Raw genomic sequence first — 19,919 nt, forward strand, 5'->3', positions numbered from 1 at the left:
CCTAGAGTTCCGCGTCGGTATCCGCGCCCGTCCAGGGCTCGGCGGAGAGCCGCTGCTTGCGGCCGGGCCGCGGCGCCACCCGCTCCTCGCGCAGCCCCTGGACCATCCCCCAGGTCATGACGATGAGCACGAAGGAGAAGGGCAGGGCGGCGGCGATGACCGCGTCCTGCAGCGTGGCCACCCCGCCGGCGACCACCAGCACCGCGGTGAGGAAGCCGATGGCGAGCCCCCAGATCACCCGGTGGACCATGGGCGGATGGGGATTCCCGCTGGACATGATGGTATTGATGACCAGTGTCCCGGAGTCCGCCGAGGTGATGAAGTAGACGGCGATGAGCAGCGTCGCCACCGCCGAGGCGGCCACGCCCAGCCACTCCAGGGGCGCCAGGACCTCCAGGGTCCGATACAGGGCCACGGTGACATCCTGCTGCACGGCGGCGGCGATCCCGTCCTTCCCGGCCAGCTCCATCTCGATGGCGGTCCCGCCCAGGGCGGCGATGTAGACGAAATTGAAGATGGTCGGCATCAGCAGCACGCCGAAGACGAACTCGCGCAGCGTCCGCCCCCGGGAGATCCGGGCGATGAACATCCCGACGAAGGGGGACCAGGCCAGCCACCAGCCCCAGTAGAAGACCGTCCACTCGGCGTGCCAGTTGTCGTGGTCATCCACCCCCGTCCAGAAGGAGTGGGCCAGGAAGTTCTGCAGATACTCGCCGGTGGACTGGAAGAGATAGCCGAACAGGGTCCACGTGGGCCCCAGCACCAGGAAGAAGGCGAGCAGGACCATGGAGAGCCAGATATTCAGCTCCGACAGCCGCCGCACCCCGCGGCGCACGCCGGAGGCCACCGAAGCGGTGGCGGCGATGGTCACCACCGCGATGACGATGAGCTGGGACTGCTGGCTCTGCTCCCAGCCGAAGAGCTCCGACAGCCCGGTCCCCATCTGCTGCGCCCCCAGCCCCAGGGTGGTGGCCACGCCGACCACCGTGGCCACGACGGCGAAGATGTCCACGGCGTGGCCGGGGATCCCGTGGATCCGGTGGCCGATGAGGGGGTAGAAGACCGAGCGCAGGGTCAGCGGCAGCCCGCGCCGGTAGGCGAAGTAGGCCAGGGCGATGGCCACCGAGGCGAAGATGCCCCACGCCGTGAGCCCCCAGTGGAAGTAGGTCAGCCGCATGGCGGCGACGGCCGCCGCCGGGGTCGCCCCCTCTTCCACGAAGGGGTTGCCGGAGAAGTGGAGGATGGGCTCGGCGATGGACCAGAAGAGCAGGCCCACCCCCGTGCCGGCGGCGAAGAGCATGGCCAGCCAGGGCAGGGTGGTGAACTCCGGCCGCTCGTCGTCTCCGCCCAGGCGGACGTTCTTGTAGCGGCCCGTGCCCAGCCAGATCACGAAGGCGAGCAGGAAGGCCACCAGCGCCACGTAGTACCAGGCGAGGAAGGGGGTCACCATCTCCCGCATGGTCTTCAGGCTCCAGGCCAGGGTCTCCGTGGCCAGGGTTCCGGCCAGGAGGGTCAGGACCATCACGGTCGCAGCCCCCAGGGTCACTACCGGGTTCATCCCCTTGAGCGGCCCGCGCTTGACTACGTCCACTTCGAACATGGCGCCCCTGCCCCCGTCCGGTATTAATGAGGGAGCGCACTCTACGTGATGGCGCTTTTCGCCACAAATCGGGCGGTTGACGCCCCTTGCGGCCCCCCGCATGCTGTCGACCCCATGGAGACCCCGAGCGGCGAGTCGGCACCGAGCCTCCCCGGCTTCGTGGAGGCCTTCCGCCATAGTGCCCCGTATATCAACGCCTTCCGCGGGCGGACCTTCGTGGTCTGCTTCGGCGGCGAGGCCGTGGCCGATGCCGACTTCCCCGCCCTGGTCCACGACCTGGCCCTGCTCCACAGCCTCGGGGTCCGCCTGGTCCTGGTCCACGGCGCCCGCCCCCAGATCGAGGCCCAGCTCGCCCAACACGGCGTCGAGCCGGCCTACCACGGCGGCCTGCGGATCACCGACAGCGCGGCCCTGACCTGCGTCATCCAGGCGGCCGGCCGCGTCCGCACCGAGATCGAGGCGCGACTCTCCACCGGCCTGGCCCACTCCCCCATGGCCGGGATGGCCATCCGCGTGGTCTCCGGCAACTTCGTCACCGCCCGGCCGGCCGGGATCCGGGAGGGCGTGGACCTGCGCCATACCGGCGAGGTCCGCCGCATCGCCGACGATGCCCTCACCGCCAGCCTCGACGCCGGCGCCATGGCCCTGCTGGGCCCCCTGGGCTACTCCCCCACCGGCGAGGTCTTCAACCTCTTCGCCGAGGAGGTAGCCGCCCGCACCGCCGTCGCCCTGGAGGCGGACAAGCTCATCTTCCTGGGCGAGGGCGAGGCGGGTACCGGCGCGCGGGAGCTCACCGTGGAGGAGGCCACCGTCGCGGCCGGGGAGAGCGCCGGCGAGGTCCGGCGGACCCTCACCGCGGCGGCCGATGCCTGCCGGGCGGGGGTCCACCGCGTCCACCTGCTGGACCGGCGGCGTGACGGGGTCCTGGTGGAGGAACTCTTCACCCGGGATGGCGCCGGGACGCTGGTCAGCCGGGAGCGCTTCGAGGGGGTGCGGCCCGCTACCATCGACGATGTCGGCGGGATCCTCGAGCTCATCGCCCCGCTGGAGGCCGAGGGGGTCCTGGTCCGTCGCGACCGCGAGCAGCTGGAGACCACCATCGACGACTTCGCGGTCATCGAACGCGACGGCGCCATCATCGGCTCCGCCGCGCTGCACGCCTTCCCCGGGGACCGGGTCGGCGAGGTCGCCTGTGTCGCCGTGGATCCGGACTATCGCGGCCAGGGACGGGGCGACGGCCTGCTGGACTACCTCCTCCGGCGCGCCCGTAGCCAGGGCCTGCAACGGCTGGTGGTGCTCACCACCCGCACCGGCCACTGGTTCCGGGAGCGCGGTTTCGAGCCGGCGGACCTGGATGCCCTGCCCATGGACCGGCGCGCCCTCTACAACTTCCAGCGCGGCTCCCGCGTCCTCGCCCGGGATCTCGCATGAGCCGCCACCCGCGCCCCTTCCTCAAGTGGGCGGGCAACAAGCACCGCCTCCTGGACCGCATCCTCCCCCGGCTCCCGGCCGGGGATCGGCTCATCGAGCCCTTCGCCGGGGCGGCGGCGGTGACCCTGGCCGCCGATTACCCGGCCTACCGCCTGGTGGACAGCAATCCCGACCTCATCGACCTGTTCCGGGCGGTGCGGGACGAGGGCGAGCCCTTCATCCAGCGCGCCCGGGCGCTCTTCTCCGACGGCAACGATGCGGCGACCTACTATGCGCGGCGCACGGCCTTCAACGCCGAGACCGACCCCGTGGAGCGGGCGGCGCTCTTCCTCTACCTCAACCGCCACGGCTACAACGGCCTCTGCCGGTACAACCGCAGCGGCGGCTTCAACGTCCCCTTCGGCCGCCATGCCCGCCCCTACTTCCCCGAGGCGGAACTCACCGCCTTCGCCCGTCGCGCCCGGGAATGCCCCGTGGAGCTGGCCGTGGGCGACTTCGAGGCGGAGCTGGACGCCGCCCGCCCGGGCGACGTGGTCTACTGCGATCCGCCCTACGCCCCCCTCTCGGCCACCGCCGACTTCACCGCCTACGCCCCCGGCGCCTTCGCCGACGATGCCCAGGCCCGCCTGGCCGCCGCCGCCCGGCGGGCGGCCAGGCGCGGCGTGCCGGTGGTGATCTCCAACCACGATACCCCCGTGGTGCGCGAGCACTACCACGGCGCCGACCTGGACAGCTTCCCGGTGGCCCGCACCATCAGCCGCCAGGGCAGCAATCGCCGCCCGGTGGACGAGGTGCTGGCGCTCTTTGCCTGAATACCCCTCACGGTAACGGGGTTGTCTTCCCGAACCGGGCTGCTAAGGTAACCGGCTCCCTCGGGCAGCACGAGAGCGCGCCATGGCGGGACGTCCCCGACGCGGAAGCGCCTACATCACCCTGGAAGGGGCGCGCGCCCTGCAAGAGGAACTGGAGCATCTCTGGCGGGTCGAAAGACCCGAGGTGACCCGTCAGGTGTCGGATGCCGCGGCCCTGGGGGACCGTTCGGAGAACGCCGAGTACATCTACGGCAAGAAGCGGCTGCGCGAGATCGATCGCCGGCTGCGCTACCTGCAGAAGCGTCTGGATGAAGTGCAGGTGGTCCATCGCCAGGGTCCGGAGCCCGACGGGGTCTACTTCGGCGCCTGGGTGGACCTGGAGGAGTCGGATGGCGGCGAGCAGCGCGTCCGGATCGTCGGTCCCGACGAGATCGACCCCGAACGCGGCTGGATCAGCATCGACTCCCCCGTCGCCCGCTCACTCCTGGGGAAGCGGGCCGGGGACGAGGTCCGGGCCCGTACCCCGGAGGGGGAGCGGGAGCTGACCATCGCCGCCGTCCATTACGAGCCACCGGAGGGTTCCCCGGGCAATAGCCCGGAACGACGATGACAACACCGGAACCGAAGAGGGGAGCATAATGAAAAGCCTGACCGCGACCGTCGCCGCCATCGCCCTCGCCGGGATGGCCACCGCTACCACCGCCGTCGCCGCCGACGGCAAGGGCGTCTACAACCAGGCCTGCATCGCCTGCCACGGCAACGGCGTAGCCGGCTCGCCCAAGGTAGGAGACAAGGAGGCCTGGGCCGACCGGGTGACCAAGGACATGGACACCCTCTACAAGCACGCCATCGAGGGCTTCCAGGGCGAGGACGGCGTCATGCCGGCCAAGGGCGGCTACACCAACCTCTCCGACGACGAGGTCCGCGCCGCCGTGGACTACATGGTTCAGGAGAGCCAGTAGGCCCTACCCGGGGCCGGCCTCCACGGCCTCCTCGAGGAATCCGTGGAGGTTCGCCTCTTCCATCGCTCGCAGGGCATCCTCGGCCTCCGGCTGGGTACTCCACTCCGACATCGCCCGTCGCCAGACCCCGGCCCCGCGCCGCGGCGTGAACAGCAGCACCAGCCCCGAGTAGGACTCCTTCCCCACCGCCACGTCCCAGACGGTGCCGTCGGCCTGTTCAATGGTCCGCATGACCGGTCTCCCGCGAATGATGATGGCCAAGCGTGAGCCCCGTCGGGGTCCGATTCAACCCGCTACGGGCGCGGCCAATGGTCGCTCCCTCTCCCGTGAATCGCCGGGCGACCCCGGGCCAAGCAGCGCCGCAGACGGTATGATGTCGCCATGAACCAGCCGACCGAGATCCCGGGCGAGCAGCCCACCGCCACCATCCACCTCCCCGATGGCCGCCGCGTCACCCTGCTGGGGACCGCCCACGTCTCCCGGGTAAGTACCGAGGCCGTGGAGGCCGCCCTGGCCACCGGCGACTACGATGCCGTGGCCGTGGAACTCTGCCCCGGCCGCCACCAGAGCCTCATCGACCCGGCCAGCCTGGAGCGCATGGACCTCTTCCAGGTCATCCGCAGCGGCCGCGCCTCCATGGTCGCCGCGAGCCTCGCCCTGGGCGCCTACCAGCAGCGGCTGGCCGAACAGCTCGGCATCGAGCCGGGGGCGGAGATGAAGGCGGCGGTGAACCGGGCCCGGGAGGATCAGCTCCCGGTACTGCTCATCGACCGTGAGATCGGCACCACCCTGCGCCGGGTCTACCGGGGCGTGCCCTGGTGGCGCCGGATGGGACTGCTGGCCGGGCTGGGCGGCAGCCTGCTCTCCCGGGAGCAGATCGACGAGGCGGAGCTGGAACGGCTCAAGGAGGGCGACGTCCTCGAGGCCACCTTCAGCGAGTTCGCCGCCGAGCAGTCGGAGCTCCACGGCCCCCTCATCGCCGAGCGCGACCGTTACATGGCCCTGCGCCTGCTCCAGGGCCTGGAGGAGGGGCACGAACACATCCTGGCGGTGGTGGGCGCCGGCCATCTGGAGGGGATCCGCCGGATCCTGGAGGCGGAGCTGACCGCCCCGGAACCGGAAGACCCCGCCCCGCAGCTGGAGGCGCTGGAGGCCGTGCCGCCGCCCTCGCGCTGGCCGAAGCTGATCCCGTGGGTCGTGGTCGCCCTGGTGCTGGTGGGCTTCGCCGTGGGCTTCTCCCGGGATCAGGCCCTGGGCTGGGAGCTGGTAGCGGACTGGGTGCTCATCAACGGCGGGCTCTCGGCGGCGGGGGCGGCCATCGCCCTGGCCCACCCGCTGACGGTGATCACGGCCTTCCTGGCAGCGCCGCTGACCTCCCTGAACCCGACCATCGGCGCCGGCATGGTGGTCGCCGCCGTGGAGACCTGGGTACGCCGCCCCCGCGTGGGGGACTTCGCCCGCCTGCGTAGCGACGCCGCCCACCCCCGCGGCTGGTGGCGCAACCGCGTCACCCGCATCCTCATGGTCTTCCTGCTGGCGACCCTGGGCTCGGCGGCGGGCACCTACCTGGCCGGCTTCCGGATCCTGGCGCAGCTGACCTGACCCGCCCGCAGGGGCTCCGTTGTCGAGGTTCCCGCCTGCGCGGGAACGACGGGACCTTTTCAAGCCCCGTCATTCCGGGCGGCGCGCAGCGCCGACCCGGAATCCCGCGAACAGCCCGGCGCGACCGATTACTTCCCGGGCCGGATGAGGCCGCCCAGCCCCAGGGACTCGATCTCGGTGTTCAGCCGCTGACGAATGGCGGCGGGCTGCTCATAGTTCAGGACCTCCGCCAGCAGCGCCGATGCCCGCTCCCGGGTGATGCTGCGGATGACCCACTTCACCCGCGGCAGGCTGGAGACGCTGGTGGAGAGCGAATCCATGCCCATTCCCACCAGCAGGATCACCGCGGCCGGGTCCCCGGCCATCTCGCCGCAGACCGAGACCGGCCGGCCATAAGCCCGTGCCCCCTCGACGATCTGGACCATGGCTCGCAGTACCGACGGGTGGAGGGAGTCATAGAGATCGGCCACCCGGGCGTTGTTGCGGTCCACCGCCAGCAGGTACTGGGTCAGGTCGTTGGTCCCCACGGAAAGGAAATCGGCGCGCTGGGCCAGCTCCCGGGCCTGATAGACCGCGGAGGGGACCTCCACCATGACGCCGACCTTCGGCATGGCGACATCCAGCCCCTCGTCCACCACCTCGCGATGGGCGCGCCGCAGCAGCACCAGGGCGTCGTCGAGCTCCGCCACGCCGCTGACCATGGGCAGCAGCAGCTGGAGGTTGGACATCCCCTCGCTGGCGCGGAGCATGGCCCGGAGCTGGGTGATGAAGATCTCCGGGTGGTCCAGGGTGATGCGGATCCCGCGCCAGCCCAGGAAGGGGTTGTCCTCCTCGATGGGGAAGTAGGGCAGCGCCTTGTCACCGCCCACGTCCAGGGTGCGCAGGGTCACCGGCCGCGGGTTGAAGGCCTCCAGCACCGCCCGGTAGATCTCCGCCTGTTCCTCCTCGCCGGGGAAGCGCTCGCGCACCATGAAGGGGAACTCGGTGCGGTAGAGGCCGATCCCCTCCGCCCCGCTCTGGCGCGAGGCGGAGACGTCGGAGACCAGGCCGGTATTCACCAGCAGCGGGATGCGGTAACCGTCGCCGGTCTCCGCCGGGAGATCGCGCAGGTGGTCGAGGCCGGCGGCCAGCTCCGCCTCCTCGTCCACCAGCCGCTGGAACTCCTTGCGCACCTCGTCGGAGGGGGCGATGTAGACCCGGCCGGTGTAGCCGTCGGCAATGAGGTCGCGACCGTCCATCCGCCCCACCGGCAGATTGTCCAGCCCCATCACCGCCGGGATCCCCATGGCGCGCGCCAGGATGGCGGCGTGGGAGTTGCGCGAACCGCGCATGGAGACCAGGCCCGCCAGCCGGTCCGGCGGCACCTCGGCGATGTGGGAGGCGGCGATATCCTCGCCCACCAGCACCACCCGGTCCGGATACTCCGGGGCCGCCGGGGTGTGCTGCTGGAGGTGGACCAGGATCCGCCGGCCCAGGTCGCGGATGTCGTCGGCACGCTCGGAGAGGTAGGGGTCCTCCATGGCCTCGAAGACCCGGAGGTGCTCCGCCACCGTCTGGCGCAGCGCCCCCGGCGCCCACTGACCGGTGCGGATCCGGTCGATGACCTTGCCGGCGAGGCTGTCGCTCTCCAGCATCATGCGGTAGGCGTCGAAGAGCGCCAGGTCCTCCGCCGGCAGCTGCTCGCGCATGCGGGCGGCGAGGTTCTCCACCTCCTCGCGGACCGCCACCAGCGCCTCGTTGAAGCGCGCCTCTTCCGCCTCGGGATCCCGGGCCTGGCGGTCCGGCACCGCCTCCAGGTCGGCCTCGGGATAGATCACCACCGCCTGGCCCATGGCCACGCCCGGGGCGGCGGCGAGGCCCTGGAGCGGGCGGTGTTCGAAGGCCTCGGCCCCGGCATCGTGGCCGCCCAGGCCGTCGATGCCGCCGCTGGCCTCCGCGTGGGCGATCCCGCCGGCGAGCTGGGAGGCGACGGTGATCAGGAAGGTGACCTCGTCCTCGCCGAAGCGGTAGACCTCCCCGCGCTGGACCACCAGCACCCCCAGCACCTGGCGATGGTGGATGATGGGGACGCCCAGGAAGGCGCGATAGCGCTCCTCCCCCGTGGTGGGGAAGTATTCGTAGCGCGGATGGAGGGTGGCGTCGGAGATGTTCGCCGGCTCCGCGCGCTCGGCCACCAGCCCCGCCAGGCCGCGATCGAAGGCCATCTGGACCTGGCCCACACTCTCCGGGTTGAGCCCCTCGGTGGCCATGAGGACCAGCTCGTCCCGACCGGTATCCACCAGGTAGACCGAGCAGACGTCCACGTCCATGGCCTGCTTCACCCGCCCGGTGATGAGCTGCAGGGCGCGGTGCAGGTCCGGGGCGGCGTTCACCTCCTGGACGATCCGGCGCAGGGTTCCCAGCATCGTCGTCATCAGCGGCACCGGGCGCGGACATCGCGAGGGGGCGGACCGGGCGGGCGCGGGGCCATGCCGGCCAGTTCGGAGAGGGCGCGGGCGTAGACCCGCCGCTTGAAGTAGACCACGTCCCGCGCCGGGCGCCAGTAGTTCACCCAGCGCCAGGTATCGAATTCGGGATGGTCGGTGGCATCCAGACGCACCGGCGGCTCCTCCTCCACGACCCGCAACATGTACCAGAGCTGCTTCTGGCCCACGCAGACGGGCTGACGGTTGCGCCGCACCAGGCGCCGCGGCAGACGATAGTGCAGCCAGTCCCCGGTACAGCCGCAGAGGATGACATCCTCGGGGGCAAGGCCGACCTCCTCCCCCAGTTCGCGGTACATCGCCTCCTCCGGGGTTTCGTCCGCGCCGATCCCGCCCTGGGGAAACTGCCAGGCATTCTGCCGCACCCGCCGCGCCCAGAAGACCTGGCCGGCGGCGTTGGTCAGGATGATCCCGACGTTGGCTCTGAAACCTTCTGAATCAATCACTTGAACGACCGGAATCCGGATTGCCCCAACAATTGATTCTTTCACACCCCCCACCCCCCCGGCAAGCGCGGCGGGGCGGGCCAGAGCAAGCCCGGAAACCGGAACTCGAACCACGCCACCCAACCGCAGTACAATGGACGGTTCATCCCCGCAGGAGTTCGCACCGTGGCCCTGGCCCTCTTCGACCTGGACAACACCCTCCTCGCCGGTGACAGCGACCACGAGTGGGGGAACTTCCTCGCCGACCGCGGCCTGGTGGACGCCGAGGAGTACCGGCGCGCCAACGATGCCTTCTACGCCGAGTACCAGGCCGGGACCCTGGATATCTTCGCCTTCCTCCGCTTCGCCCTGGAGCCGCTGACCCGCTATCCGCTGGACCGGCTCCTGGCCTGGCGGGGCGAGTTCCTGGCCGAGCGCATCCACCCGCTGGTTCTCCCCGCCGCCCGGCGGCTGGTGGAGGAACACCGGGCCGCGGGAGACACGCCGGTGATCATTACCGCCACCCACAGCTTCGTCACCGCCCCCATCGCCGAGCTGTTCGGGGTGGAGGCGCTCATCGCCACGGAGCCCGAGTTCGTGGAGGGTCGCTACACCGGCGAGGTGGCCGGCACCCCCTGCTTCCAGGAGGGCAAGGTCACGCGTCTGCGGGAGTGGCTCACCGAGCACGGCGAGACCCTGGCCCACAGCCACTTCTACAGCGACTCTCGCAACGACCTCCCCCTGCTGGAGCAGGTCACCTACCCGGTGGCCGTGGACCCGGACCCGGCGCTGGCCGAGACCGCCCGCCACCGCGAGTGGCCGGTCCGGACCCTGCGCGCCGGTGACCGCCTCCAGCCCCTGGACGAGGCCGACGGATGAGCCTCCGACTGGCCCTGCTGGGGCTCCTGGCCGTCGCCGCCCTGGCGGCGAGCCTGGGCATCGGCAGCCTGGCCATCCCGCCGGCCTCGGTGTGGGCCGCGCTCACCGGCGACGAGACCGGCACCGCCGCCCGGGTGGTCCTGGATCTGCGCCTGCCGCGCGCCCTGGCGGCCTTCGCCGTGGGCGGGCTGCTCGCCCTGGCCGGGGCGCTCATGCAGGTCCTGCTGCGCAACCCCCTGGCCGACCCCTACGTCCTCGGGATCTCCGGCGGCGCCGCCGTGGCCGCCCTGGGCACCATGGTTATCGGCGCGGCCGGCGCCCTGGTGGCCCCGGCCGCCTTCGTCGGGGCGCTGGCCTCCATGCTGCTGGTCTTCGCCCTGGCCCGGGCCGCCGGGGGCGGCGGCGACCGGCTGCTGCTCACCGGCGTGGTGGTCGCCGCCGGCTGGGGAGCGGTGATCAGCTTCCTCCTGGCCGTGGCCGGGGAGCGCCAGGTCCACGGCATGCTCTTCTGGCTCATGGGCGATCTCAGCCAGCCCGGCGACCCGCTACCCGCCCTGGGGCTCCTCGCCGTGGCGCTCATCGCCGCCCTGGCCGCCGCCCGCTCCCTGAACCTCCTGGCCCGGGGGGAGCAGCAGGCCGCCGTGCTCGGCGTCGCCGTCCCCGCCCTGCGCCGGGGCGTCTACTTCGGCGCCTCCCTGGCCACCGCCGCCGCCGTGACCCTGGCCGGCTCGGTGGGCTTCGTGGGGCTGGTCATCCCCCACCTCATGCGGCTGTGGGTGAGCAGTGACCATCGCTGGCTCCTGCCGGCGGCGGTCCTCGCCGGCGGCACCCTGCTCACCCTGGCGGACACCCTGGCGCGCACCATCATCGCCCCCCAGCAGCTACCGGTGGGGGTGCTCACCGCCCTGGTCGGGGTCCCGCTCTTCCTCTACCTGCTGGTCCGGGGGCGGCGATGAACCAGCTGACCTGCCACGACCTCACGGTGACCATCGGCGGCCGGACGGTGGTGGAGGGGCTGGAGCTGGCCGTGGAGCCGGGCCAGACCTGGGCCATCCTCGGCCCCAACGGCGCCGGCAAGACGACGCTGCTGCACACCCTCGCCGGACTGCGCCCAGCCACCGCCGGCGAGGTCCGGGTGGATGGCGAACCCCTGGACCACCTCCCCCGCCGCCGGCTCGCCCGCCGCTTAGGGCTGCTCCTGCAGGACCCCGACCCCGGCTTCGCCGGGACGGTGCTGGAGGCGACGGTGGCCGGTCGCCACCCCCACCTGGGCGCATGGTCCATGGAAGGGGAGGCCGACTACCGCCTGGCCCGGGAGGCGCTGGCGACCATGGGGCTGGCCGAACTGGCCGGACGCGACCCCGCAACCCTCTCCGGCGGCGAGCGCCAGCGCCTGGCCCTGGCCACCCTCTTCACCCAGGACGTGCCCCTGGAACTGCTGGACGAGCCCACCAGCCACCTGGACCCCGGCCGCCAGATCGGCGTGCTGGAGGCGCTGGCCGCCCGGCCCGACCGGGGGCGGATGCTCAGCCTCCACGACGCCAACCTGGCCGTGCGCTTCTGCGACCACGCCCTGCTCCTCTATCCCGGCGAGGGGGCCTGCGCCGGGCCGCTGGAGGCCGTGGTCAACGAGCGCACCCTGGGCCGCCTCTACGGCCGCGACATGGTGCGGCTGGAGGGCCCCCACGGCCCGGTCTTCATCCCCGCCTGATCCCGTCGGCCTCCGGTTCCCGGCCCGGCAGGGCCAGGGGCCGGACCACCGCCAGGGCGGCCACCAGCCGCCGGGTCGCCTCCGCCGACAGCGGCGCCAGCAGGTCCTCCAGGGCGAGGCCGCCCTCCTCCAGCAGCCGCCCCACCGCCGTGCCCTGCCAGCGGGCCACGGCCCGACCACTGTCGGCATCCCGCAGGGTCACCAGGGGGTCACGACGCTCCAGCCAGGCATCTACACAGAGTCGCATGGTCTCTTCCTCCGCTCTCTCTTGGTTGCGAATGATTATCATTTACAAAAAGAAGCCGGAGGTCAACCCTCCCCTGGAAAACCCAGCGAAAACCCAGCGAAGATCCGGGCAAAGCTCAGGACAACAACCGGGGGACGGTTGAATCCCCACCGCCAACCCCCAAAATGCCAAGCGTGTCACTCAGGAATTAAGGGGCTGCCATCCAGATCAGCCGGCAACCGTCGAGTGGACCGGCCGGCGCCGTCGTGGTGCCGACTCAGCGGCCACCCGGGACGACCCGACCACTCGGCACGCAACCTGCTACGGGAATACGTGCAAAGACCGGTTCGGTGGTGGCCGGTTCCTGTCGGTCACCCGAACCACGGTCCGCCCTCCGGGGTCGGGGCGTCGTCGCACGGGGCCTCGGCGGCCATGGATGGCCGCCGCGGAGCGCCAGGGAAGGTCCTCGCGTCCCCGTGCGACGACGCCCCGACCCCGGTGGGCGCCGAAAAGGCCACATAAACCAACTCCGGACACGACCCAACGCAGATCCAACAGGAGCGAGAAACCATGAAGACCTTCCACCAGCTCTTCGAGCCCGACACCTCCACCTACACCTACATCCTGGTGGATACCACCACCGATGCCGCGGCCATCATCGACCCCGTGCGGACGATGCTGGAGCGCGACCTCCAGGTGATCCGTGACCACGGCCTGCGGCTGGAGCTCATCCTGGACACCCACGTCCACGCCGACCACATCACCGGCGCCGGCGGCCTGCGCAAGGAGACCGGCGCCCCCATCGCGGTGGGCCGGGAGTGCGGCGCCGACTGCGCCGATTTCCAGCTGGACGGCGACGAGGACCTGACCTTCGGCAACGAGGTCATCCACACCATCCCGACCCCCGGCCACACCCCGGGCAGCATGAGCTTCCGCTGGCGTGACCGCGTCTTCACCGGCGACGCCCTGCTCATCGGCGGCACCGGCCGCACCGACTTCCAGGGCGGCGACCCGGGCCAGCTCTGGGACAGCCTCACCCAGGGGATCCTCTGCCTGGACGACGAGACGCTGCTCTTCCCCGGCCACGACTACAACGGCCGGACGGTGACCACCGTGGGCGAGGAGCGGGCCACCAATCCGCGGCTGGCCGACAACACCCGGGACGGCTTCATCGAACTGATGAACGGCCTGGACCTGAACCCGCCGCGCTACATCGACGAGTCGGTTCCCGCCAACCGCGAGTGCGGCGAGCCGGCATGAGGCGGCGTCTCCTGACGGGGGTCACGGCGGCGATGGCCGCCGGGCTGCTGGCCGGTCCGGTGGCGGCGGCCGACCTCACCGTGGAGGTGGCGGGGGTCGCCGGCGAGTCCGGCCAGGTCCGGGTCGACCTATACGCCGACGCCGAGACCTTCCGGGAGCCGGAGCAGGCCCTGCACCGCGACGCCGTCCCGGCCCGGGAGGGCACGGCGACCTTCGCCTTTGAGGACCTGGAGCCTGGCCGCTACGCCGTCATCGCCTACCACGACGAGGACGGCGACGGCGGCATGGACCGTTTCCTGGGCATGATCCCCACCGAGCCCTGGGGGCTGTCCAACAACATCCAGGTCAGCGGCCCCCCCGCCTTCGACGATGCGGCCTTCGACCTGCCCGCAAGCGGTACCGTGGTGACCATCCGCCTCAACGACTGACCCTCCCAAAGCCGCGACCGTCGGCTAGACTCCGGGACGAGGCCACTGCCACGGAGGCACCATGGAGCCCGTCCCCGCCGCCACCGCCCTGGTCATCGTCGATGTCCAGAACGACTTCCTCCCCGGTGGCGCCCTGGGCGTCCCCGACGGGGATCGGGTCATCCCGCCACTGAACCGCTGTGCCGCCGCCTTCGCCGCGGCGGGCCGGCCGGTCTTCGCCACCCGCGACTGGCACCCGCCGGACCACTGCTCCTTCCGGGAGCAGGACGGGCCCTGGCCACCCCACTGCATTGCCGGTACCGAGGGGGCCGCCTTCGCACCGGGTCTGACCCTGCCGACCACCGCCATGATCATCGGCAAGGGGGGCCGCCCGGAGGCCGACGCCTACTCCGGCTTCGACGGGACCGACCTCGCCCAGCGCCTGCGGGACAACGGCTGCGACGACCTGATCGTCGGGGGCCTGGCCACCGACTACTGCGTCCGCGCCACGGCGCTGGATGGCCTCCGGGAGGGCTTCGAGGTCACGGTCCTCACCGACGCCGTGGGCGCCGTGGACGTCCAGCCCGGCGACGGCGAACGCGCCCTGACGGAGATGGCTAACGCCGGCTGCACCCTCACCACCAGCCAGGAGATCTGCCCCCCATGAGACCGGGTCGCGACGACGCCCTGCTCACCGACCTCTACCAGCTCACCATGGCCCAGGCCTACCTGGAGCACGGCCTCACGGAGACGGCGGAGTTCGAGTTCTTCGTCCGCGACCTGCCGGGCGAGCGCAACTTCCTCCTCGCGGCCGGGCTGGAACAGGTGCTGGACTACCTCCAGGGTCTCACCTTCGATGAGGCCGCCCTGGAATGGCTGGAATCCACCGGCCGCTTCTCCCGCACCCTGCTGGACTGGCTGGCGGGACTGACCTTCACCGGCGACGTGGACGCCGTCCCCGAGGGGACCGCGGTCTTCGCCGACGAGCCCCTGCTCCGGGTCCGGGCGCCCATGCCCCTGGCGCAGCTGGTGGAGAGCCGGGTCATCAATCTCCTCCACTTCCAGACCCTCATCGCCTCCAAGGCGGCCCGGATCCGGCTGGCCGCCCGGGACCGGCTGCTGGTGGACTTCGGCATGCGCCGCGCCCACGGCGCCGAGGCCGCCGTCCTCGCCGCCCGGGCCGCCTGGATCGCCGGCTTCGACGGCACCGCCACCGTCGCCGCCGGGCGCGCCTTCGGAATCCCGATCTACGGCACCATGGCCCACTCCTTCATCGAGGCGCACCCCGATGAGGTCTCCGCCTTCCGGAACTTCCTCGTCAGCCACCCCGGCAGCGGCATCCTCCTCATCGACACCTGGGATACCGAGCGGGCCGCCCGGCGCGTGGTAGAGCTGGCCCGGGAGGACCCGGCGACGAAGGCGGCCATCAAGGGGGTGCGAATCGACAGCGGCGACCTGGGGGATCACGCCCGGCGGGTACGCCGGATCCTCGATGAGGGGGGCCTGGAGGGGGTCACCCTCTTCGCCAGCGGCAATCTGGACGAGTACGCCGTCGACGACCTGGTGGCCGATCAAGCGCCGGTGGACGGCCTGGGGGTGGGCACCCGGCTCGATGTCGCCAGCGACGCCCCCTACCTGGACTGCGCCTACAAGCTCCAGAGCTACGCCGGCGAGCCCCGGCGCAAGCGCTCCGAGGGCAAGGCCACCTGGGCCGGGGCCAAGCAGGTCCACCGGGAGCACCACGCCGGCCGGATGGTCCGCGACCGACTCACCCCCGCCGACGAGGCGGCCCCCGGCCACGCCCTGCTCCATCCCGTCCTGCGCGGCGGCGAGCCGGTCAACGAGCGCCCCGGCCTGGCGGCCATCCGCGACCACGCCGCCGCCGAGGTCGAGGCCCTTCCCGAGGCCCTGCGCAGCCTCGAGCCCACCATCGAGCCCTATCCCGTGCTGGTCAGCGAGCGCCTGCACGAGGTCACCCGCGAGGCCGACCGGCTGGGTGAGGCCCCGACCTGACACGACTCAGCCGGCCGGTCGGCGGACCAGCCAGCCCAGGCGCATGCCGGTGGCCAGCAGGGTGCCGAAGTAGGCCACCCCGGCGGCGGCGATGAGGCCGGCCAGCGCACCCGCCCGCTCCCAGGCACCCCAGGCGGCCCACACCGGCCGCTCCGGCGTCAGGAAGAGCAGCAGCGCCACCAGCACCACCAGGGCCAGCCCCAGGCGCAGGGCCAGCAGCCCCCAGCCGGCCTCCGGCCGGTAGACGCCGTCGCGCAGCAGGCCGCGCAGCAGCAGGCCGCCGTTGACGAAGGCCGCCAGCGCCGTGGCCGCCGCCAGGCCAGCGTGGGCCCCGGGCAGCCCGGCCATCTCCCAGGGCACGACGAAGGCGATGTTCAGGACCATGTTGGTGAGCATGGCGATGACGGCGATGCGCATGGGGGTGCGGGTGTCCTGGCGGGCGAAGAAGCCGGGGGCCAGGACCTTCACCAGGATGAAGCCGGTGAGGCCGATGCTGTAGGCCATGAGCGCGAGGCCGGCCATGGCGGTATCGCCCGCCCCGAAGGCGCCGTACTCGAAGAGCGTCGCCAGGATGGGCCCGGCCAGCAGGAAGAGGCCCAAGGTGGCCGGCAGAGCGATGAGGGCCACCCAGCGCAGGGCCCGGTCGATCATGGCCGAGAAGCCGGCGGGGTCCGCCTCGGCGTGGCGCTCCGAGAGGCCGGGGAGGATCACCGTCCCCAGGGCGATGCCGAAGACCCCCAGGGGGAACTCCACCAGGCGGTCGGCGTAGTAGAGCCAGGAGACCGAGCCGGTGGCCAGCATGGAGGCGATGATGGTGTCCAGCAGCAGGTTCACCTGGGCCACCGAGGAGCCAAAGAGCGCCGGCCCCATGAGCCGCGCCACCCGGCGCACCCCCTCGTCCCGCGGCGCCGGCCGGGGGGCGGTGAGCAGCCCCAGCCGCGCCAGGAAGGGGAGCTGGAAGGCGAGCTGGATCACCCCGGCCACCAGCACGCCCCAGGCCAGCGCCTGGATGGGCTCGGCGAAGGCCGGTGCGGCCCAGACCGCCGCGCTGATGAGGGCGATGTTCAGGAGCACCGGCGTCGCTGCCGGCACGGCGAAGCGGCCGTAGCTGTTGAGCACCCCGCCGGCCAGCGCGGTGAGGGCGATGAAGAGCAGGTAGGGGAAGGTCAGCCGCAGCATCTCCACGGCGGCGGGGAAGCGCTCGGGATCCCCGATGAAGCCGGGGGCGAAGACCATCACCAGGACCGGCGCGCCGACCACGCCGAGGATCGTCAGCAGCAGCAGGAAGCCGCCCAGGGTCCCGGAGACGCGACCGACGAAGGCGCGCACCTCGCCGTGCTCGCGCTGGCTGCGATACTCCGAGAGGACCGGCACGAAGGCCTGGTTGAAGGCCCCCTCGGCGAAGAGCCGGCGCATGAAGTTGGGGATCTTGAAGGCGACGAAGAAGGCGTCGGTCCCGGCGGCGGCGCCGAAGATCCGCGCCAGGACCACGTCGCGGAGGAAGCCCAGCACCCGGGAGGCCAGGGTGAACCCGCCCACCACGGCGGTGGAGCGCAGCAGCCCGCCCCCTTCCTCGCTCGCCTCGGCCATCGGTCCCCCCGCTCGTCGCCCGGGTCGGGATCATACCGGGCGCCGGCCGCCGCCGTCTCCCCGAATGACCCTCCCCGGGGCGAGGGTTTGCCGATCCGGGCGGGCCGGCCTACCATGGTCGGCCTTCAAGATTCCCTAAGGGCCCGCAGCCCGCGGCGCGGTGGAGACCTCATGACCCGGCGGACCGTGCAACCGCCCTCCGATTCCGGCGAACGCGCTCAGGGCGAGGATGCCGGTACCCTGCTTCGCCGCCTGCGGCGCACGGCGCTGTTCGGTGCCCTGGCGGCCGCCGTCATCGTCGCCACCACCGCCGTGGCCACCCTCTATCCCCAGCTCCGGGATCAGGCCCGGGAGCGGCTGGCCCACGAGGCCCACCTCCACCAGGCGACCGTGGCCAACTTCCTGGAGCAGCGCACACGGCTGGCCCGCCAGGTTACCAGCCGGACCGCCATCCGCCGCGCCCTGGCGGAGTACCACACCGGCGGGCGTGACCGGGCGAGTCTGGCCGCCTTCACCGAGGACAAGCTCGCCGACGCCGTGCAGCCCGAGGAGGGGATCCTCGGCATCACCCGACTGGATGCCGCCGGTCGGCCGGTGGTGGCCGTGGGCGATCCCCTGCCCTCCGGGCTGCCGGCGGTGGATGGGAAGGGGCTGCAGCTCCTGCCCCCCTTCCGCCGGGACGGTCGCTGGCAACTGGTGGCGGATGCCCCCATCCGGGAAGAGGGAACCTTCCTGGGGACCGATCGGATCCTCTTCGACCTCCAGCGGCTGCAGGCCCGCCTGGGGCGGGCCAACGCCCGCCACGAGGCCGGTACCCTGACGCTGGTCCTGGCGACGACCGAGGGCCCCAGGGCGCTGGAGACCGGTGAGGTCCTGGCGCCCGGCACGCCCACCGCCGCCGCGGCCGCGGCCAGTCAGCAGGACGGCCGGCCCGGCCTGCTCACCGCCAACGGGACCGTGGCCGCCCACCATCCCCTGGAAGCGCTACCCGGCGCCGTGGTGGTCACGTCCCCGGCTACGGCCCTCTACGCCCCCATCAACCGGCTGCTGGGCTCCATCGTGGCCACCACGGTGCTGCTGCTCCTGGCGCTGACCTGGCTGCTCATCCGCGCCATGCACCCCCTGGAGGAACGCCTGCGCTACCAGGCGGAGCACGATCCCCTCACCGGCCTGCCCAACCGCCTGCTGCTCACCCGCCGGCTCCAGCAGGCACTGCGCCGCGCCGACGACCAGGGGGGGAGGTGGCGGTCCTCTTCCTCGACCTGGACCGCTTCAAGGACCTCAACGACAGCCTGGGCCACACCGTGGGCGACGAGCTCCTGGAGGCCCTGGCCCATCGCCTGGCCACCCGCCTCCCACGGGCGGACATCGTGGCACGGCTGGGGGGCGACGAGTTCCTGCTGGTGATGGACTCCCCGGACAGCCACGATGCCCCCGCCGAACTCGCCAGCGAGGCCATGAAGCTTCTGCGTGAACCCTTCCAGGTGGGCGACTGGAACGAGCTCTTCATGGGGGCGAGCATCGGGATCAGCCTCTACCCCGACCACGGCCGGACCCCCGGTGAACTGCTCACCAATGCCGATGCGGCGATGTTCCACGCCAAGAGCCAGGGCCGAAACACCTGGGCCTTCTACGCCCAGGAGCTCACCGAGGCGGCCTCCGAGCGGCTGGAGCTGGAGGCCCATCTGCGGCGCGCAATGGAGCGGGGCGAGTTCGCGGTCCACTACCAGCCCCAGTGGGATACCGCCACGGGGCAGGTCACCGGGGCCGAGGCCCTGGCGCGCTGGCACCACCCGGAGCAGGGCGTCATCTCCCCCGGCCGCTTCATCCCGGTGGCCGAGGAGAGCGGCCTGATCATCCCCCTGGGCGAGCGGATCCTGCGGGATGCCTGCACCTTCTGGGAGGACTACACCCGCCGGACCGGCCATCGGCTCACCCTGGCCGTGAACCTCTCCGGCCGGCAGGTGGCCTTGCCGGACCTCGCCGAACGCATCCTCGCCATCCTGGACGAGACCGGTCTCGACCCCCGCCTGCTGGAGCTGGAATTCACCGAGTCGGTCCTGCTGGAACAGCACCACGGCCTCCTGCGGCTCATGCAGACCCTCAAGGCCCGGGGTGTACAGTTCGCCATCGACGACTTTGGCACCGGCTACTCCTCCCTGGCCTACCTCAAGGACCTGGCCGTGGACCGGCTGAAGATCGACCGCACCTTCGTCCAGGACCTCCCCGATGACGAAAACGATGCCGAGATCACCGCGGCGGTCATCGCCATGGCCCACAACCTGCGGCTCACGGTGACCGCCGAGGGCGTGGAGACCGAGGGGCAGCTCGCCTTCCTGGGCCGCCAGGGCTGCGACCAGTGGCAAGGCTTCCTGGGCAGCCGCCCCCTGCCCACGGCGGAGCTGGAGACGCTCCTCTCGGCCGAGCGCCATTCGGGGGCCGGGACCTCTCCCTGAGACGGCCGGCGGCGTTGACAGGAGCCGCCGGAATCCGGAGAATTGCGCGTTTACAGAAGGCC

Annotated in this window: 19 protein-coding genes; 13 read left to right on the plus strand and 6 right to left on the minus strand. The window is 71.9% G+C overall.

Annotated elements, in window-relative coordinates; translation table 11 throughout:
* Position 1: 1 nt before the first annotated feature.
* On the minus strand, positions 2-1,600 hold the full coding sequence (locus BM272_RS08645) for a BCCT family transporter (protein ID WP_093428385.1): 1,599 nt from the start codon (positions 1,598-1,600) through the stop codon (positions 2-4).
* 114 nt (positions 1,601-1,714) lie between these two features.
* On the opposite strand from BM272_RS08645, the gene argA reads away from it, so the two are divergent.
* The 4 genes from argA to BM272_RS08665 all read left to right on the plus strand — a co-directional run bounded on the left by argA (position 1,715) and on the right by BM272_RS08665 (position 4,805).
* Positions 1,715-3,031 carry an amino-acid N-acetyltransferase gene (argA, locus tag BM272_RS08650; protein WP_093428386.1) on the plus strand — a complete coding sequence of 439 codons (1,317 nt, stop codon included), beginning with the start codon at positions 1,715-1,717 and terminating at the stop codon, positions 3,029-3,031.
* Positions 3,028-3,843, plus strand: coding sequence for a Dam family site-specific DNA-(adenine-N6)-methyltransferase (locus BM272_RS08655; RefSeq protein WP_093428387.1), 816 nt, complete (start codon positions 3,028-3,030; stop codon positions 3,841-3,843). Before argA ends, BM272_RS08655 begins: the two co-directional genes overlap by 4 nt.
* A gap of 82 nt (positions 3,844-3,925) precedes the next feature.
* Positions 3,926-4,453 carry a transcription elongation factor GreB gene (gene greB / locus BM272_RS08660; protein WP_093428388.1) on the plus strand — a complete coding sequence of 176 codons (528 nt, stop codon included), beginning with the start codon at positions 3,926-3,928 and terminating at the stop codon, positions 4,451-4,453.
* A gap of 28 nt (positions 4,454-4,481) precedes the next feature.
* Positions 4,482-4,805 (plus strand): c-type cytochrome, encoded by a 324-nt coding sequence (locus BM272_RS08665; protein ID WP_093428389.1) that lies wholly within the window; start codon positions 4,482-4,484, stop codon positions 4,803-4,805.
* Positions 4,806-4,808: 3 nt separating this feature from the next.
* On the opposite strand, the gene BM272_RS08670 is transcribed toward BM272_RS08665, so the two are convergent.
* Positions 4,809-5,036, minus strand: coding sequence for a hypothetical protein (locus tag BM272_RS08670; protein WP_093428390.1), 228 nt, complete (start codon positions 5,034-5,036; stop codon positions 4,809-4,811).
* Positions 5,037-5,186: 150 nt separating this feature from the next.
* Here BM272_RS08670 and BM272_RS08675 point away from each other — a divergent pair, with 150 nt between their 5' ends.
* Entirely contained in the window at positions 5,187-6,407 is a 1,221-nt protein-coding gene (locus BM272_RS08675) for a TraB/GumN family protein (protein ID WP_093428391.1), read from the plus strand.
* 128 nt (positions 6,408-6,535) lie between these two features.
* On the opposite strand, the gene ptsP is transcribed toward BM272_RS08675, so the two are convergent.
* Positions 6,536-8,812: a phosphoenolpyruvate--protein phosphotransferase gene (ptsP, locus tag BM272_RS08680; RefSeq protein WP_093428392.1), complete on the minus strand. Its 2,277-nt coding sequence runs from the start codon at positions 8,810-8,812 to the stop codon at positions 6,536-6,538.
* Between the two features lie 8 nt (positions 8,813-8,820).
* Positions 8,821-9,336 carry an RNA pyrophosphohydrolase gene (locus BM272_RS08685; protein ID WP_093428393.1) on the minus strand — a complete coding sequence of 172 codons (516 nt, stop codon included), beginning with the start codon at positions 9,334-9,336 and terminating at the stop codon, positions 8,821-8,823.
* Between the two features lie 165 nt (positions 9,337-9,501).
* Between BM272_RS08685 and BM272_RS08690 the strand changes: the two genes are divergently transcribed.
* Genes BM272_RS08690 through BM272_RS08700 form a run of 3 tightly spaced genes read left to right on the plus strand, consistent with a single transcriptional unit; the run spans position 9,502 to position 11,905 of the window.
* Positions 9,502-10,194, plus strand: a complete 693-nt coding sequence (locus BM272_RS08690; protein WP_093428394.1) for a histidinol-phosphatase — start codon at positions 9,502-9,504, stop codon at positions 10,192-10,194.
* Positions 10,191-11,150 carry a FecCD family ABC transporter permease gene (locus BM272_RS08695; protein ID WP_093428395.1) on the plus strand — a complete coding sequence of 320 codons (960 nt, stop codon included), beginning with the start codon at positions 10,191-10,193 and terminating at the stop codon, positions 11,148-11,150. The genes BM272_RS08690 and BM272_RS08695 overlap by 4 nt, the downstream gene beginning before the upstream one ends.
* Positions 11,147-11,905: an ABC transporter ATP-binding protein gene (locus BM272_RS08700; protein WP_093428396.1), complete on the plus strand. Its 759-nt coding sequence runs from the start codon at positions 11,147-11,149 to the stop codon at positions 11,903-11,905. The genes BM272_RS08695 and BM272_RS08700 overlap by 4 nt, the downstream gene beginning before the upstream one ends.
* Here the strand turns inward: BM272_RS08700 and BM272_RS08705 are convergent.
* Positions 11,892-12,152, minus strand: coding sequence for a hypothetical protein (locus BM272_RS08705; RefSeq protein ID WP_093428397.1), 261 nt, complete (start codon positions 12,150-12,152; stop codon positions 11,892-11,894). The genes BM272_RS08700 and BM272_RS08705 overlap by 14 nt on opposite strands.
* A gap of 549 nt (positions 12,153-12,701) precedes the next feature.
* On the opposite strand from BM272_RS08705, the gene BM272_RS08710 reads away from it, so the two are divergent.
* The 4 genes from BM272_RS08710 to BM272_RS08725 all read left to right on the plus strand — a co-directional run bounded on the left by BM272_RS08710 (position 12,702) and on the right by BM272_RS08725 (position 15,811).
* On the plus strand, positions 12,702-13,391 hold the full coding sequence (locus BM272_RS08710) for an MBL fold metallo-hydrolase (protein WP_093428398.1): 690 nt from the start codon (positions 12,702-12,704) through the stop codon (positions 13,389-13,391).
* Positions 13,388-13,819, plus strand: a complete 432-nt coding sequence (locus BM272_RS08715) for a DUF2141 domain-containing protein (protein ID WP_093428399.1) — start codon at positions 13,388-13,390, stop codon at positions 13,817-13,819. Before BM272_RS08710 ends, BM272_RS08715 begins: the two co-directional genes overlap by 4 nt.
* A gap of 61 nt (positions 13,820-13,880) precedes the next feature.
* Positions 13,881-14,465 (plus strand): nicotinamidase, encoded by a 585-nt coding sequence (locus BM272_RS08720; protein WP_093428400.1) that lies wholly within the window; start codon positions 13,881-13,883, stop codon positions 14,463-14,465.
* Positions 14,462-15,811 (plus strand): nicotinate phosphoribosyltransferase, encoded by a 1,350-nt coding sequence (locus BM272_RS08725; RefSeq protein WP_093428401.1) that lies wholly within the window; start codon positions 14,462-14,464, stop codon positions 15,809-15,811. Before BM272_RS08720 ends, BM272_RS08725 begins: the two co-directional genes overlap by 4 nt.
* 6 nt (positions 15,812-15,817) lie before the next feature.
* On the opposite strand, the gene murJ is transcribed toward BM272_RS08725, so the two are convergent.
* A complete protein-coding gene (murJ, locus tag BM272_RS08730) occupies positions 15,818-17,401 on the minus strand; it encodes a murein biosynthesis integral membrane protein MurJ (protein ID WP_093428402.1) in 1,584 nt (527 codons plus the stop codon).
* A gap of 1,241 nt (positions 17,402-18,642) precedes the next feature.
* Here murJ and BM272_RS08735 point away from each other — a divergent pair.
* Entirely contained in the window at positions 18,643-19,857 is a 1,215-nt protein-coding gene (locus BM272_RS08735) for a putative bifunctional diguanylate cyclase/phosphodiesterase (RefSeq protein WP_093428403.1), read from the plus strand.
* Positions 19,858-19,919 lie beyond the last annotated feature (62 nt).

Source organism: Thiohalospira halophila DSM 15071, assembly GCF_900112605.1.
In the GTDB taxonomy this organism is placed as follows: Bacteria; Pseudomonadota; Gammaproteobacteria; order Thiohalospirales; family Thiohalospiraceae; genus Thiohalospira; species Thiohalospira halophila.

Bases quoted from the DNA above. Each gene is read 5' to 3' on its own strand.
- murJ (WP_093428402.1), bottom strand. From the start codon at position 17,401: ATGGCCGAGGCGAGCGAGGAAGGGGGCGGGCTGCTGCGCTCCACCGCC.
- BM272_RS08645 (WP_093428385.1), bottom strand. From the start codon at position 1,600: ATGTTCGAAGTGGACGTAGTCAAGCGCGGGCCGCTCAAGGGGATGAAC.
- BM272_RS08715 (WP_093428399.1), top strand. From the start codon at position 13,388: ATGAGGCGGCGTCTCCTGACGGGGGTCACGGCGGCGATGGCCGCCGGG.
- argA (WP_093428386.1), top strand. From the start codon at position 1,715: ATGGAGACCCCGAGCGGCGAGTCGGCACCGAGCCTCCCCGGCTTCGTG.
- BM272_RS08695 (WP_093428395.1), top strand. From the start codon at position 10,191: ATGAGCCTCCGACTGGCCCTGCTGGGGCTCCTGGCCGTCGCCGCCCTG.
- BM272_RS08670 (WP_093428390.1), bottom strand. From the start codon at position 5,036: ATGCGGACCATTGAACAGGCCGACGGCACCGTCTGGGACGTGGCGGTG.
- BM272_RS08665 (WP_093428389.1), top strand. From the start codon at position 4,482: ATGAAAAGCCTGACCGCGACCGTCGCCGCCATCGCCCTCGCCGGGATG.
- BM272_RS08710 (WP_093428398.1), top strand. From the start codon at position 12,702: ATGAAGACCTTCCACCAGCTCTTCGAGCCCGACACCTCCACCTACACC.
- ptsP (WP_093428392.1), bottom strand. From the start codon at position 8,812: ATGCTGGGAACCCTGCGCCGGATCGTCCAGGAGGTGAACGCCGCCCCG.
- BM272_RS08675 (WP_093428391.1), top strand. From the start codon at position 5,187: ATGAACCAGCCGACCGAGATCCCGGGCGAGCAGCCCACCGCCACCATC.
- greB (WP_093428388.1), top strand. From the start codon at position 3,926: ATGGCGGGACGTCCCCGACGCGGAAGCGCCTACATCACCCTGGAAGGG.
- BM272_RS08720 (WP_093428400.1), top strand. From the start codon at position 13,881: ATGGAGCCCGTCCCCGCCGCCACCGCCCTGGTCATCGTCGATGTCCAG.
- BM272_RS08705 (WP_093428397.1), bottom strand. From the start codon at position 12,152: ATGCGACTCTGTGTAGATGCCTGGCTGGAGCGTCGTGACCCCCTGGTG.
- BM272_RS08700 (WP_093428396.1), top strand. From the start codon at position 11,147: ATGAACCAGCTGACCTGCCACGACCTCACGGTGACCATCGGCGGCCGG.
- BM272_RS08655 (WP_093428387.1), top strand. From the start codon at position 3,028: ATGAGCCGCCACCCGCGCCCCTTCCTCAAGTGGGCGGGCAACAAGCAC.
- BM272_RS08725 (WP_093428401.1), top strand. From the start codon at position 14,462: ATGAGACCGGGTCGCGACGACGCCCTGCTCACCGACCTCTACCAGCTC.